Source organism: Pseudomonas sp. C8002 (genome assembly GCF_013385765.1).
Classification (GTDB): domain Bacteria; phylum Pseudomonadota; class Gammaproteobacteria; order Pseudomonadales; family Pseudomonadaceae; genus Aquipseudomonas.
Window position 1 is genome coordinate 18383 of the sequence record NZ_JACAPJ010000037.1, and the last position, 14070, is coordinate 32452.

11 protein-coding genes are annotated in these 14070 nt (G+C 61.9%); all 11 read left to right on the plus strand.

Annotated features, from left to right (window positions below; translation table 11 throughout):
- Positions 1-20: 20 nt before the first annotated feature.
- The 11 genes from HX814_RS28645 to HX814_RS28695 all read left to right on the plus strand — a co-directional run bounded on the left by HX814_RS28645 (position 21) and on the right by HX814_RS28695 (position 14069).
- On the plus strand, positions 21-323 hold the full coding sequence (locus HX814_RS28645; RefSeq protein WP_003208197.1) for a DUF6124 family protein: 303 nt from the start codon (positions 21-23) through the stop codon (positions 321-323).
- Between the two features lie 129 nt (positions 324-452).
- Positions 453-968 carry a sigma-70 family RNA polymerase sigma factor gene (locus HX814_RS28650; protein ID WP_134327039.1) on the plus strand — a complete coding sequence of 172 codons (516 nt, stop codon included), beginning with the start codon at positions 453-455 and terminating at the stop codon, positions 966-968.
- Entirely contained in the window at positions 955-1914 is a 960-nt protein-coding gene (locus tag HX814_RS28655) for a FecR domain-containing protein (RefSeq protein WP_177009194.1), read from the plus strand. Before HX814_RS28650 ends, HX814_RS28655 begins: the two co-directional genes overlap by 14 nt.
- A 105-nt stretch (positions 1915-2019) precedes the next feature.
- Positions 2020-4506 (plus strand): TonB-dependent receptor, encoded by a 2487-nt coding sequence (locus tag HX814_RS28660; RefSeq protein WP_177009195.1) that lies wholly within the window; start codon positions 2020-2022, stop codon positions 4504-4506.
- A 444-nt stretch (positions 4507-4950) separates the two neighbouring features.
- The gene (locus HX814_RS28665; protein ID WP_003208206.1) at positions 4951-6390 is read left to right on the plus strand and encodes an undecaprenyl-phosphate glucose phosphotransferase; all 1440 of its coding nucleotides are present in this window, start codon (positions 4951-4953) and stop codon (positions 6388-6390) included.
- Complete coding sequence (locus HX814_RS28670; protein ID WP_003208208.1) at positions 6390-7850, plus strand: mannose-1-phosphate guanylyltransferase/mannose-6-phosphate isomerase; 1461 nt, start codon at positions 6390-6392, stop codon at positions 7848-7850. Before HX814_RS28665 ends, HX814_RS28670 begins: the two co-directional genes overlap by 1 nt.
- Positions 7850-8761, plus strand: coding sequence for a glycosyltransferase family 2 protein (locus tag HX814_RS28675; RefSeq protein WP_003208209.1), 912 nt, complete (start codon positions 7850-7852; stop codon positions 8759-8761). Before HX814_RS28670 ends, HX814_RS28675 begins: the two co-directional genes overlap by 1 nt.
- Before the next feature lie 29 nt (positions 8762-8790).
- On the plus strand, positions 8791-9555 hold the full coding sequence (locus HX814_RS28680; protein WP_003208211.1) for a polysaccharide biosynthesis/export family protein: 765 nt from the start codon (positions 8791-8793) through the stop codon (positions 9553-9555).
- A 14-nt stretch (positions 9556-9569) separates the two neighbouring features.
- Entirely contained in the window at positions 9570-11561 is a 1992-nt protein-coding gene (locus tag HX814_RS28685) for an exopolysaccharide transport family protein (RefSeq protein WP_003208213.1), read from the plus strand.
- A complete protein-coding gene (locus tag HX814_RS28690; RefSeq protein WP_177009196.1) occupies positions 11561-12751 on the plus strand; it encodes a glycosyltransferase in 1191 nt (396 codons plus the stop codon). The genes HX814_RS28685 and HX814_RS28690 overlap by 1 nt, the downstream gene beginning before the upstream one ends.
- A complete protein-coding gene (locus tag HX814_RS28695) occupies positions 12741-14069 on the plus strand; it encodes a cellulase family glycosylhydrolase (protein WP_008434562.1) in 1329 nt (442 codons plus the stop codon). The genes HX814_RS28690 and HX814_RS28695 overlap by 11 nt, the downstream gene beginning before the upstream one ends.
- Position 14070: the final 1 nt, after the last annotated feature.

Consider the following 14070-nt stretch of genomic DNA (forward strand, 5'->3'; position numbering starts at 1 on the left):
AAAACATATGGAGTTACACCATGAATAAACCCGTCCCCGACCCACCCATCGACCTGCTCAAAAACCGCGCTGCCTTCAATCGCGCCCTCGAACACTACCTGCCTTCCCAGGGTTTCCATACCGTCAACGAAGACCTGAGCTTCGAAGACTCCCTGCTCTACACCGCCAGCCTGCTCAGCAGCGCCTCGGCCACCGCTCTCGACTGCGGCGAACTGCTGCAAAGCCCCGAGCGGGCAAAGTTGCTGGCGGTGTGGCATTTGCTGGAAATTGCCAAGACCACCGTCGACCGCTCGATTGAGTGTTTGCACCTGCGCAAGGCTTAGCCGCAACCCCGTCAAGCCTGTGTGGGTTTGTGCATCCGGCCAAATCCACACGGCAACGATTGCCCAATCCTCTGGCCAACGCATAGAATGCGAACCGTTATCAATTAAGACGCCCGCGCCAGGATGCCCATGTCGAGCGACCACCCACTGGATCATGCCGCCATCGGCCAGCTCTACCATGCCCATCATTCCTGGCTGCGCGGCTGGTTGAGCCGGCGTACGGGCTGCCGTGAGCACGCCGCCGACCTGGCGCAGGAAACCTTCGTGCGCCTGCTCAATGCGCGCAAGCAGCAAGCCTTGCTGCAACCCCGGGCCTACCTGAGCAGCATCGCCCGCAGCCTGATGATCGACCAGTATCGCCGCCGCGAACTGGAGCGTGCCTATCTGGAGAGTCTCGCGCATTTCCCGCAAGTCGAGGTGCCGTCGGAAGAAACCCGCCTGCTGATCCTCGACAGCCTGGAGCGCATCGACCGCCTGCTGGACCAACTCAAGCCACGGGTGCGCGAAGCGTTTTTGCTGGCGCAACTGGACGGCCTGACCTGCCAAAAGATCGCCCTGCGCCTAGGGGTGTCCAAGGCCACCGTGGAGCGCGACCTGGCCAAGGCACTGCATGCCTGTTATCGGTTGCGTTATGCCGAAGGCTAATCCGCCATTGGTGGACCAGGCGATCCAGTGGATGATCAAGCTGCGGTTCAATATTGCCGATGACGCCACCACGGCCGCCTTCGAACGCTGGCTTGAAACCAGTAGCGACCACCAGCAGGCCTGGCAACGGGTCTCGTCGATGAGTGACGAGTTTGCGCAGTTGCCGGCACAGGTCGGCCGCCATGCCTTGCAAGGTGCCCGCCAACGCATCAGCCGCCGTGAAGGGTTGAAGTTGCTCGGGCTGTTCGCCGGTGCCGCAGGGCTGACATGGTTCGGCCGCGACTACACGCCATTGCCCGGCCTGCTGGCCGATTACCGCACCGCCACCGGAGAGCGGCGTTGGGTCGCCCTCGACGATGGCAGCCGTATCCAGCTCAACAGTGCCAGCGCCATCGACACAGTCTTCAACACCGAAAGACGTCTGGTGCAGTTGCGCCAAGGTGAAATCCTGATCGACATGGGCGCCGACGGTAGCGCGCCACGGCCCTTCTGGGTGCAAACCCGCGACGGTTATCTGCGCGCCTTGGGCACCCGGTTCATGGTGCGCGAGGAGCTCCACGGCACCTTGCTCGCCGTGCAAAAAGGCACCGTCGCGGTATTCGCCGACAGCCATCAGGCCAGCGCACGTGGGGTGATACAGCCCGGCGAGCAGGTGCTGTTTGATCGAAACGGCTTGCGTCCACCCGCCACCACGGGCCTGGATCCCTGGGCCTGGAGCGACGGTGTGATCAGCGCTCACAACATGCGTCTGGACGATTTCCTCGCGGAGCTGAGCCGTTACCGCACTGGGCTGGTGCGCTGCAGCGAAGCGGTCGCCGGCCTGCGTGTGTCCGGGACTTACCAGTTGGACGATACCGATCAGGTCCTGACCCTGGTGGCACAGGCACTGTCGGTGAACATCACCTATCGCAGCCGTTATTGGGTGACCGTCGCAGCTCGTGCATGACCTTCCGAAAATAAATGAGGTGAATTCTCATCTTCGCTCGACCTGTAAGGAAAGGCCGATCAACAGGCCGATTCTGTCCACTTCCTTCAGGAGCATTCCGCGGTCATGCAAGCGTTCCCCTCCAAGCGTTCTCCCCTCAAGCATGCGGTGCACGCCGCCCTGCTCGGTGCCTGCCTAAACGGCAGCGCCCTGCCCCTGGCGGTCATGGCGCAAACGCCTGTCAGCGACACCCAGGCCCGTGACTGGAACATTGCACCCGGCCCATTGGCCACGGTGCTCGACCAGTTTGCGCGCCAGGCGAGTATCAGCCTGTCCTATGACGCCACCAGCGTCGCCGGCAAGACCAGCCCCGGCCTCAACGGCGCGCTGGACAGCCAACAGGCCTTGAGCCAATTGATCCAGGGCCAGGGCTTGCAAGCCCAACGCCAGAGCAACAACACCTGGCTGCTGTTGCCGCAAGTCGCGGACACCGGCGCGCTGAACCTGGGTGCCACCACCGTGACCGGCGAACACCTCGGCGTCACCACTGACGGCAGCGGTTCCTACACCACTGGCGCGGTGACCATCGGCAAGGGCGCCCACAGCCTGCGGGAAACACCGCAATCGGTCAGCGTCATGACCCGCAAGCTGATCGACGACCAGAACATCACCACCATCGATCAATTACTGGAACACACCCCGGGTATCACCACCTACGACTCACCTATGGGTGGCAAGTATTTCTATTCCCGTGGTTTCAAGATGCTCGGCCAATACCAGTTCGACGGTGTGCCGTTGGACATCGGCAAAGACTACGTACAGGCCGACAGCTTCACCGCCAACATGGCGATCTATGACCGGGTGGAAGTGCTCAAGGGCGCGGCCGGCATGCTCAAGGGCGCCGGCACCGCCAGTGGTGCGGTGAACTTCGTGCGCAAGCGGCCACAAGAAAAACCCACCACCAGCCTGTCGCTGTCTGCCGGCACCTGGGACAACTACCGCGCCGACGTCGATACCGGCGGCCCGCTCAATGACAGCGGCACCGTACGCGGCCGCGCCGTGGTCAGCCAACAGAACCGTGGCTCGTACATGGACGTCTCCAAGCGCCAGGACCAAGCTGTCTACCTCGCACTGGATGTTGACCTCTCGCCTGACACCACCCTGGGCATCGGTGCCAGCTACGAAGATGTCGATGCAACGCCCTGCTGGGGCGGTGTGCCGCGCTACAGCGACGGCAAGAGCATCGGCCTGAGCCGTTCCACCTGCCTGGGCCAGGCCTGGAACGACTGGCAGAGCCAACGCACTACGCTGTTTGCCGACCTCACCCACCACTTCAACGACGACTGGCAACTCAAGGTCACGGCGGTGAACAGCCGCAACCTGCAAGACATCAAATACGCCGCCAGCCAAGGCACCGTGAAGTACGGTGATCCGGCGCCAACCGCCGAGATGTACGCCGCGCTGTTTGACTACGACCACCGGGATTTCGGACTGGATGCCTACCTGGACGGTAAGTTCGAAGCGTTCGGTTTGCAGCATGAACTCATCATCGGCGCCAATGGCAGCCGTGGCACCCAGGACGATGTCTACGCGATCCGCAGCCTGCCCGACCGGCAAAGTATCTTCCTGCCCAACCACCACTTCCCGCAGCCCGCCAACGATACCTTCTGGCCCAACATGTACCGGGGCGGCACTGTCAAGGAAACCGCCACCCAGTACGGTACCTACGCCACTTTGCGCCTGAGGCTGGCCGAGCCATTGATGGTGGTGCTCGGCAGTCGCGTCAGTTGGTTCGAAAACCGCCGCCAGTCGAATAACCTCGCCTGGGGCGAATGGGCCCTGCAGGATGCACGCACCAAGGAAACCGGTGAAGTCACGCCGTTCGCCGCGGTGATCTATGACCTCGACGACAACCTTTCGGTGTACGCCAGCTACGCCGATATCTTCCAGCCACAAAGCTCCAACGCCACGGTGACCGGCGCCGCCCTCAAGCCCAAAATCGGCGAAAACTACGAGCTGGGCATCAAGGGCGAATGGTTTGAGGGGCGCCTCAACAGCTCGCTGGCATTGTTCCGCGCTATCGAGAAAAACGCCGCCGAAACCGACTACACCACCCAATGCGGTACCTCGGCAGACGGCTATTGCTACACCGACACTGGCAAGGTTCGCGCACAAGGTGTCGAAGCCGAGTTGAGTGGCGAGTTGCTGGAACGCTTGCAAGTGGCGGGCGGCTACACCTACACCCAGACCAGGAATCTCAACAACATCAACAGCGCCGCAATTGGCGCGGTCGCAAACAGCTACGTGCCGCGACACATGCTGCGCTTGTGGGGCGATTATCAGTTGGACGGCACACTGTCGAAATGGAGCGTCGGCACCGGCGTCAACGCCCAGAGCAGCAACTACCGAATTCAAGGCATCAAACTGGAACAAGCCGGTTATGCGGTATGGAATGCGCGGTTGGCGTACCGGGTTGATGACACATGGACGGTGGCGCTGAACGGTAACAATCTCTTCGACAAAAATTACTATCAGACGGTGGGAACGGCCGACTGGGGTAATTTCTACGGCGAACCGCGCAACTTCACTGTCAGTTTGAAAGGCAATTTTTAAGGCTAGTACCGCCTCAATGTGGTGACGGACTCACGTCCTCACCACTCGTCGCTTGTCCCCGAAAAACCCCGCATCCGACCTCCGTCAAAAAAAGGTTTTCCTCAGCCGCAGGAAATTTCCTAAATTTGTTCCTACACTCCAAAACGCCAGCATTTTGTTCCGGGAAAACCCGGAAATCCGACCAAGACAGTCAACAAACTGTCACGCAGAAGAGCACCTGACGTGTCTAGACCGAAGGTCTTATAAAAAAGTCAAAACCTTGACGAGCGACGAAAAGGGAACCATCATTTAGCCATTACCCCGCAAATTCCCTGCAGATAGATAGGTAATTGCGTATTACCCAGCGAAGTAACCGTTCGTCTGGCGCCACTTATAAAGCAAGCCCTGCCTTTATGGATGAGCAGCCGAACAAGGAAGCCCTGGTGTGCAATGAGGGATGTTTTTATGCGCGAGAAGTCGTCAGTCGACAGCCTGTTTTTGACCCGGGCCGGTTTCATTGAGTTCTTTGTTGTTTTCGTAAAATTGATGCACGGCCTCACCGCCGTTTTTCCAGCACTGATCCTGCTGTTTTATCCAGACCCGATGGCCCCCGAACTGCGCGCGCACTTTCTCGGCTTGCTGCTGTTTTTCGCGATCCTGACGATCATTCTGTTCCAGGCCATGGGGGTTTACTCCGAGGAGCTGTTCAGCAACCGCCTGCGGTTTCGCACCATGCTGGTGGCCTGGTCCGCGGCCTTTTGCATCCTGCTGTTCATGTACCAGATTCTGCTGATGTTCCCGCAGTTGAGCCCGCGCAACCTGGCGTTCTGGTTTATCACTAGCCTTGCGTTGTTCGGGCTGGAGCGGATCGTGATGCTGCGCCTGTTCCGCAACCTGATGGCCAGCGGCAAATACCTGCAACGCACGGTGATCCTCGGCTTCACCGACACCGCCGTGCACGTGGCCGACCACTTGCAGCGCAACGGCGATATCCGTTCCGGACTGATCGGTTTTATCGACGACCGCACCGAGCGCATCCCCAAGGAACTGAGCAACCTGCCGCTGCTGGGCAACACGCGCGACCTGGAAAAACTGATCCGCTCCGAACAGGTCAACCAGGTGATGATTACCCTGCCCTGGGCCGCCGAACAGCGGATCAACGGGCTGGTAAAGCGCCTGCGGCAGATGTCGGTCAACGTGATGCTGGTGCCCGACATGGCCGCCCTGCGTTATGGCCACAGCCGCATCACCGATGTGGGCGGCATCCTGATGTTCAACACCTCCCATGTGCCGCTGCGGGGCTGGTCGCCGTTTATCAAGCGCTGCGAAGACCTGATTCTGGCGACCTTGGGCCTGGTGGCGTTGTCGCCGATCATGCTGATCACGGCGATTGCCATCAAGCTCGATTCCAAGGGCCCGGTGCTGTTTCGCCAGAACCGGTTTGGCTACAACGACAACGTGATCCGGGTGTTCAAGTTCCGCTCGATGTACGCCGAGATGAGCGACTTCAACGCCGACCGCCAGACCACCCGCGGCGACCCGCGCATCACCCGCGTGGGCCGGATCATTCGCAAGACCAGCATCGATGAGCTGCCGCAGCTGTTCAACGTGCTGCTGGGCAACATGTCGATGGTCGGCCCGCGCCCGCACGCCACCGCGACCAAGGCCGCCGGCGTGCCCTACGAAGTTGCCGTGAGCGAGTACAGCTCGCGCCACCGGGTAAAACCGGGCATCACTGGCTGGGCGCAAATCAACGGCTATCGTGGTGAAACCGACACCCTGTTCAAAATCCAGAAACGCGTTGAGTACGACCTGGAGTACATCTCGAAGTGGTCGGTGTGGTTCGACTTGTACATCGTTTTCATGACGGTCCCGGCCGTCCTTTCGACCAAGGAAGTCTATTGATGAACACCCTCAACGGCTTGATTCCCTGCATCATTTCCGGTGGGTCGGGCACCCGGCTGTGGCCGGTGTCGCGGCAAAACATGCCCAAGCCTTTCATGCGCATGCGTGATGACCAGAGCCTGCTGCAGAAGACGTTCCTGCGGGCCAGTCACCTGCCGGGCGTGGAAAGCGTGCTGACGGTGACCAACCGCGACCTGCTGTTTCGCACCCTCGATGACTACCGCGTGGTCAACAAGGCCCATCTGGCCCTTGACCTGTTGCTTGAGCCGTTCGGGCGCAACACCGCCGCCGCCATCGCCGTGGCCGCCCTGCATGTACAGGAAAACTTCGGCAGCGAGGCGCAGTTGCTGATCCTGCCTGCCGACCATCTGATTCTTGATGAAAGCGCCTTCGCCGATGCCGTCACCCAGGCCCGCGAACTGGCGGAAGCCGGCTACCTGGTGACGTTCGGCATCCAGCCCGACCACCCGGAAACCGGCTTCGGCTATATCGAACAAGGCGAGGCGCTGGGCCAGGGGTTCCGGGTCAAGCGCTTCGTCGAGAAGCCCGACCTGGCCACCGCCCAGGGCTACCTGGACGGCGGCAAGCACCTGTGGAATGCCGGGATGTTCTGCTTCAAGGCCGGTACATTGCTGGAGGAACTGGCGCTGCACGCCCCCGCCGTGCTGGACGCCGCCAAGGCCGCCCTCGAGCACGGCCACAGCCTGAACAACAACAGTTGCCGTCAGCGCGAGCTGAACGCTGAAGGTTTCGGCGCGGCGCCCGACATCTCGATCGACGTGGCGCTGATGGAAAAATCCGCGCAAGTGGCGGTGGTGCCCTGCGACATCGGCTGGAGTGATATCGGTTCCTGGGACGCGGTGCGCCAACTCACCCCCAGCGACGCCAACGGCAACCAGGTCAATGGCCAGGCGATCCTGCATGACGTGCACAACTGCTACATCGACTCGCCCAAGCGCGTGTTGGGCGCAGTGGGCGTGCGCGACCTGATCGTCGTCGACACCCCGGATGCGATCCTGATTGCCGACGCCAAGCGCAGCCAGGACGTGCGCTACATCGTCGCCGAGCTCAAGCGCCAGGACCATCCGGCATTCAGCCTGCACCGCACCGTCACCCGGCCGTGGGGCACCTACACCGTGCTGGAAGAAAGCAGCCGCTTCAAGATCAAGCGCATCGTGGTCAAGCCCCAGGCCTCCTTGTCCCTGCAAATGCACCATCACCGCAGCGAGCACTGGGTGGTAGTCAGCGGCGCGGCGATGATTACCAACGGCGACCGTGAATTCCTGATCAACGCCAACGAGTCCACCTACATTCCGGCCGGGCACAAGCACCGCCTGACCAACCCCGGCATCATCGACCTGGTGATGATCGAGGTGCAGAGCGGCGAGTACCTGGGCGAAGACGACATTGTGCGTTTTGACGACATCTACGGCCGGGCTCCGGCCGAAGTGAAGAAGTGATGCGTACCGCCCTGATCATCCCGACCCGCAACGCTTCCAGCCACCTCGACCGGCTGCTGCCGGCGCTGCGCATGCAAACCCTGCAACCGGACGAAACCCTGGTGGTCGACAGCGCTTCCAGCGATGACACCGTGGCGCGTTTTCGCGAGTTCGGCGTACGGGTCGAAGTGATCGATGCCAAGGACTTCAACCATGGCGGCACCCGCCGCTGGGCCAGCGAGCAAGTCGACGGCGACGCGCTGATCGTCATGACCCAGGACGCGATCCCCGCCGAACCCGAGACGTTCGCCAACCTGGTGGGCGAACTGGAACTGGACCCGCTCAACGGCGTCGCTTACGGCCGCCAGTTGCCGCACCCGGATGCCGGCGTGCTGGGCGCCCAGTCACGCCACTTCAATTACCCGCCGCAAAGCCGCAGCAAAAGCCTGGCTGATGCGCCGGAGTTGGGGATCAAGACCTGCTTCAGCTCGGATTCGTTTTCGGTGTACCGGCGCAGCGCCCTGCAAGCCGTCGGTGGCTTCCCCGCGGATGTGATCGGCAGCGAGGACGCCTACGTCGCCGCCCGCATGCTGCTGGAAGGCTACAAGGTGCGCTACGCCGCCACCGCCCTGGTCTATCACTCCCACGATTACCGTCTCATGGATGAGTTTCACCGCTACTTCGACATTGGCGTTTTCTACGGCCGCGAGCCGTGGATCCGCCAGGCTTTTGGCGATGCCGGCGGTGAAGGTAAACGCTATGTACTGGCCGAGCTTCGAGCGTTACGCGAAGCCGGTGCATTGCACCGCGTACCCGAAGTACTGGTGCGCAGCGCGTTCAAATTGCTCGGCTACCGGCTGGGCCATCTGGAGCGCCAGCTCCCCCTCGCCCTCAAGCGGCGCATCAGCATGTTCCCCGGTTATTGGAGGTGAGCATCATGACCTACAGGAAGACCCCTTTGATGAAACGAACCTTGCTCGTCCTGGCCATGATGGCATTGGCCGCCTGCAATACGCCCGCGCGGATCGTCGCGCCCGATGGCAAGACGGTGGACGAGGGCAAGCAGGCCCTCGATCGCATGGCCCAACTGCCACCGGCGGTGGAGCGGATCCGCATCGGCGACCAGTTGCGGATTGTCCGCGATGCCGGGGAAATGCCAACCCTGTCGGCGTTCAACGTCAGCACGATTTACGAGCTGACGCTGTACACCGTGCAGAACGACGGCAAGATCAACTATCCCTTCCTGGGGCCGATCCAGGTGGCGCGGCGCACGCCGGCGGAAGTCGCCGCCGAGCTGAGCCAGAAACTCGCACCGGTGTATCGCGAGCCTCGGGTGACGGTGAACATCAACCAGGCGCCGGGCAACACGGTGATCGTCGGCGGCGCGGTATTAAACCCGTCGGCTATCTCCATCGCCACGGCCCCGACCATGGAGCAGGCGATTCTCGGTGCCGGCGGCGTGAGCTCGGTGGGCAACGCGAGCATGGTCGCCCTGCTGCGTGAAGATGGCCAAGGCGTCTACCACGCCTACTTCCTCGATTTCAGCCAGTACCTGAAGAACGGCGCACTGGGCCGCAAGCCCGTGGCGCTGCAACGCGGTGACGTGGTGTTTGTACCCAAGTCCAACGTCGGCGAACGGATCCAAGGCGTGGACACTTACCTGAACCAGCTGATTCCCTTCACCAAATCCATTGGTGTGGGCTACAGCTACACCACGAACCACTAAAGGAGCGACATCCCATGATCGAGATCCGTTCTTTTCGTGATCTTCTGCGTCTGTTCTTCATCTTCAAGCACGAGTTCAAACTGGCGGCGATTGCCGCGCTGGTGATCATTTTGCTGGGGGCGTTCCTGCTGCCGGCCAAGTATGAATCCACCGCGCGATTGCTGGTAAAACCAGGCCGTGACTCGACGATGCCGATCGAGGTCGACAACCGTCAGCCAATCGTCATGCCGAGCACCCAGCGCGACCCGATTGTCGACGAAGAGCGCCTGCTGACCGGCCGCCCTATCGTGCGTGCAGTGGCCGAGCATTACCTCGACGTGATGGACAAGATGCAGCCGCCGGAAGGCGTGTGGAAGCGCACCAAGTGGTACGTCAAGAAAGGCATCAGTGCCGTATTTGACGGTGTGCGAGTGGTGCTGGAAACCGTTGGCATCGTCGAAGAAACCACCCCGGTGGAACGCCTGGCGAAAAGCCTGGAGAAAAACTTCGAAGTGACCCACGCCATCGGCTCTACGGTGATGGACATCAGCTTCCGCTGGGATGACCCGCAAATCGCCCAGGCGGTGGTCAAGGATTGGGTCGAGACCTACATCGACGAGCGCACCCAGGCGTTGGGCCGCAAGAGCCTGTATGCGTTCTATGAAGGCCAGGTGTCTTCCAGCGCTGCGCAGATCAAGAGCTACAAGGAGCAGATCCTCGCGCACTTGAACGACATCGGCGCCTCGAGCATCACCGATCGCCTGGAAGACTTGTCCGAGCGGATCAACGTGCTGCGTGGCGAGGTGTTCAACTCCACTCGGCTGATCGCTTCCTCCGACGTGGCGTTGCAGAGCACCCGTGACCAACTCAAGGGCCAGCCCAAAGAGGTGACCACGGTTCGCCAGATCGCGTTGAACCCGCAGCAACAAGACTTGCGTCGCCTGCTGAACCAGAAGCTCCTGGAAAAAGCCGACATGATGCGTACCTATACGGATAACGCGCCGCCGGTCAAAGCCCTGGACGCTTCGATCCGTGCCATGCAGGCCCAGGTCGCCGGTGAAAGCGACACGGTGCAAAGCTCCGAGAACCGCGCGCCGAACACCCTGGAAATCCACCTGCAACGGGTACTGCTGGATGAGACCAGCCGCAACCAGTCGCTGCGTACACAGTTGGTGCAACAGCAGAAGCAACTGACTGAACTGGAAGCCCAGCGCAAGGACGCCCTGGCCATCGAGCCGGAACTGGCGCGCCTGGCCCGTGAGTTGAACGGCACCGAGAAAAACTACGCGCTGTATGTCGACAGCCTGGAAAAATCGCGGATCGACCGTGAACTGGACAAGAGCCAGATCAGTAACATCGCGGTGATCGAAGAAGCTACCCTGAACCCTGGGCGCGTCTTCCCGAAAACCCTGCTGATGCTGTTGCTGGCGATCCCGTTCTCCATCGTGGTCGGCTTGCTGGTGATCTACCTGTGCTACCTGCTGGATCAACGGATCCACGACGGCGGCCTGGTGGAAGGCAAATTCGGCCTGCCGCTGTGGACCACGCTGCCGGAGCTGGACACCAGTACCGCGCAAAGCACCAACGCCTTCAACGCGAGCATCTATCGCCTGTATGGGTTGCTGCCGCTGGAGCGTATTGCCGAACAGGGCCTGACCCTGGGGCTGACCTCGGCACGGCACGGTGAAGGCGTGAGCTTTATCGTCGAGCAGTTGCGCCAGTTGCTGGAAGAGAACGGCGTGCGGGTGCGGATCGGCGGGGTTGAGCCGGCGATTCCGGGCCAGGTGGTACTGCTGGATGCTTCGGCGCTGCTGGACAATCGTGATGCGTTCATCAACCTGCGCCGTGCCGACCTGATTGCGCTGGTAGTGGAAGCGCAAAAAAGCACGGTACCGGTGGTGGAACACGCACTGTCGATCCTCACCACCGCGTTCGGCAAGGTCGATGGCATTATCATCAACCGCCGCAAGTTCGAGGTACCGGTCAAGGTGCTGAAAACCATCGCCAAATACCGGGGTTCGTTCTGATGCGCATCGCCCTGCTCGCTCCCCTGCCGCCGGAAAAGAACGGGATCGCCGACTACGCGAACCACTTCAAGACGGCACTGGAGCAACTGGGCGTCGAGGTGGCTACGCCCTTGACGGGCGTGGTCGGCAGCACGGCAGCGATCAAGCAAGCCATTGCCGGTTTCGACTGGCAGGGTGTTGACCTGGTCCACGCCGAGCTGGGCGGCGGGCGGCTGGGGGAGTTCCTGGCCCTGCGCGAATTGCGCAAGGCCTACCCCGCCCTGCCGTTGACCGCCACGGTGCATGACCCGGAACGCATGGTCTGGCGGCGCGAACAATTGCCCTTTCCGCTGAACCTGCTGGAATCCTTGCCCAGCCCATTGCCCCAGGCGGCAGTGGTGCTGGCCGATCCCTTGACCCTGCGCGAAGAACGTCACGTCGCCCAGGGCCTGACCCGGCTGGTGACCCTCACCCGCCTGGGCGCCGACTGCCTGACGGCGCGCATGCAATTGCCCGCCGGCAAGGTGGCGGTGATCAACCACGCCAACCTGGATATCCCGCCGGTGGCCTTGCCGGCGCTGGATACGCTGCACCTGTTGTATTTCGGTTTTATCTACCGTGGCAAAGGCATCGAAGATCTGTTGCAGGCCCTGGCCGCCGCCTTCGAAAAAGCCCCCGAATTGCGTGACCGTGTGCGCCTGACCCTGGCCGGTGGCACTGCCGCCGAAATGGCGTTTGGCACAGGCGGCAATTACCTGGAGCAGTTGAACAGCCAGATTGCCGAACTCGGCCTGGCAGGCTCCATCGACTGGCGGCTGAATTTGCCGGCCAGCGAGATCCCGCAGACGATCCAGGCGCACCATGTGATGGTGCTGCCGTATCGCGAATCGAAAAAGCTCGGCCTGCTGGGCCGCCAGCGCGGCACCAGCGGCGCATTGTCCTGGGCTGCCGCCTGCGGGCGCGGCGCGATCACCTCCGATGCCCGGGCGTTTGCCGAGGAAGTCGCCAGCGGCAATGGCGCCATCTATCCACAAGGCGATGTAGCCGCCTTGAGCGAACAACTGCTGCGGCTCGCACGCAACCCGCACATGGCCACGGACTGGGCCGCACGCGCCGCCGCCATAGGCCGCGAACGGTTGTGGCCAGTGACCGCGCAGAAGTTCGCGAGCCTGTTTGAGCAAACCGTTGCAGGAGGCAACCATGGCGCGTAAACGGACTTACCTCGCTACCCTCGCAGTCGTCGCTGCGCTGGGTTTGACCGCCTTTCTCTGGGGCCGCCCGGCCGATGCCGAGAGCCATGTGCTCAAGGGCAGCAAAGAGGTCGTGTGGAAGGACTTCCTGGGGGTGAACGCGCAGTTCCTGTGGTTCAGCCCCGAGCGTTATCAGAAGCAGATCGACCGCCTCAAGGCCCTGGGCCTGGAGTGGGTGCGCCTGGACCTGCACTGGGACCAGCTGGAAACCGCCGAGAACCAGTACAACGTCGCGACCCTCGACGAACTGGTGAACAAGCTGCAGCAGAACCAGATCAAGTCGGTGTTCTACCTGGTGGGCTCGGCGAAGTTCGCCACCACCGCGCCCGCCTCCTCGCCGTACCAGGACCAGTTCCCGCCCAAGGACCCGAATATCTTCGCCAACCGCATGGCATTGCTGGAACAGCGTTACCCCAGCGTAGATGCGTGGCAGGTGTGGAACGAACCGAACCTGCTGGGGTTCTGGCGCCCCGCCGCCGACCCGGCCGGCTATGCGAACCTGTTGCAAGTCACCGCCGCCGCGTTGCGGGTGGTGAACCCGAACAAACCGGTGGTGGCCGCCGGCATGGCATTCTTCAGCGAAATGCCCAACGGCCAGAACATGCTCGACGGGCTGCTGCAACTGGGCGTGCCGAGCCTGAATACCATCATGTCCTATCACCCCTACACCCAATTGCCCGAAGGCAACACGCCGTCGAACCTCGACTTTGTCGAAAAAACCAGCGCCCTCAACCAGAAACTGCGGGCGGCCGGGGTGAATACCCTGTGGAGCACCGAGTGGGGCTGGTCGACCTACAAAGGCCCGAAAGAGGTGCAGGACTTCATCACCACCCAGGGCCAGGCCGACTACATCGTGCGCCGCGTCGCGCTGATGAGCGCGCTGGATTTCGACAAGATCTTCCTGTTCACCCTGAGCGACCTGGACCAGCGCGCCAGCGTGCGCGACCAGAGTTATGGCTTGCTCGACATCGACGCCAACCCCAAGCCGTCGTACACCGCGCTGCAGAATTTCCTGCAGGTGAGCGGGCCCAAATTGACCCCCGGCGACCCACCCACCGCCGATCAGTTGCCCGATGGCCTGTTCAGCATCGGCTGGTCCCGTGCCGACGGGCGCAAGGTGTGGTTTTTCTGGTCGGCCCGTGGCGGCAGCGCGCACTTGCCGGGCATGACCACCGCCACCTTGTATGACCCGTTGCGCGGCACCGAAACACCCTTGAGTGGCACCAATGGACTGGACGTACCGGTCAAGCCGAACCTGCAAATTCTGTTATGGGATTGAA

What these genes read in the sequence shown, in the direction of transcription:
- HX814_RS28645 (WP_003208197.1), top strand. Translation starts at nt 21, where the DNA reads ATGAATAAACCCGTCCCCGACCCACCCATCGACCTGCTCAAAAACCGC.
- HX814_RS28650 (WP_134327039.1), top strand. Translation starts at nt 453, where the DNA reads ATGTCGAGCGACCACCCACTGGATCATGCCGCCATCGGCCAGCTCTAC.
- HX814_RS28655 (WP_177009194.1), top strand. Translation starts at nt 955, where the DNA reads ATGCCGAAGGCTAATCCGCCATTGGTGGACCAGGCGATCCAGTGGATG.
- HX814_RS28660 (WP_177009195.1), top strand. Translation starts at nt 2,020, where the DNA reads ATGCAAGCGTTCCCCTCCAAGCGTTCTCCCCTCAAGCATGCGGTGCAC.
- HX814_RS28665 (WP_003208206.1), top strand. Translation starts at nt 4,951, where the DNA reads ATGCGCGAGAAGTCGTCAGTCGACAGCCTGTTTTTGACCCGGGCCGGT.
- HX814_RS28670 (WP_003208208.1), top strand. Translation starts at nt 6,390, where the DNA reads ATGAACACCCTCAACGGCTTGATTCCCTGCATCATTTCCGGTGGGTCG.
- HX814_RS28675 (WP_003208209.1), top strand. Translation starts at nt 7,850, where the DNA reads ATGCGTACCGCCCTGATCATCCCGACCCGCAACGCTTCCAGCCACCTC.
- HX814_RS28680 (WP_003208211.1), top strand. Translation starts at nt 8,791, where the DNA reads ATGAAACGAACCTTGCTCGTCCTGGCCATGATGGCATTGGCCGCCTGC.
- HX814_RS28685 (WP_003208213.1), top strand. Translation starts at nt 9,570, where the DNA reads ATGATCGAGATCCGTTCTTTTCGTGATCTTCTGCGTCTGTTCTTCATC.
- HX814_RS28690 (WP_177009196.1), top strand. Translation starts at nt 11,561, where the DNA reads ATGCGCATCGCCCTGCTCGCTCCCCTGCCGCCGGAAAAGAACGGGATC.
- HX814_RS28695 (WP_008434562.1), top strand. Translation starts at nt 12,741, where the DNA reads ATGGCGCGTAAACGGACTTACCTCGCTACCCTCGCAGTCGTCGCTGCG.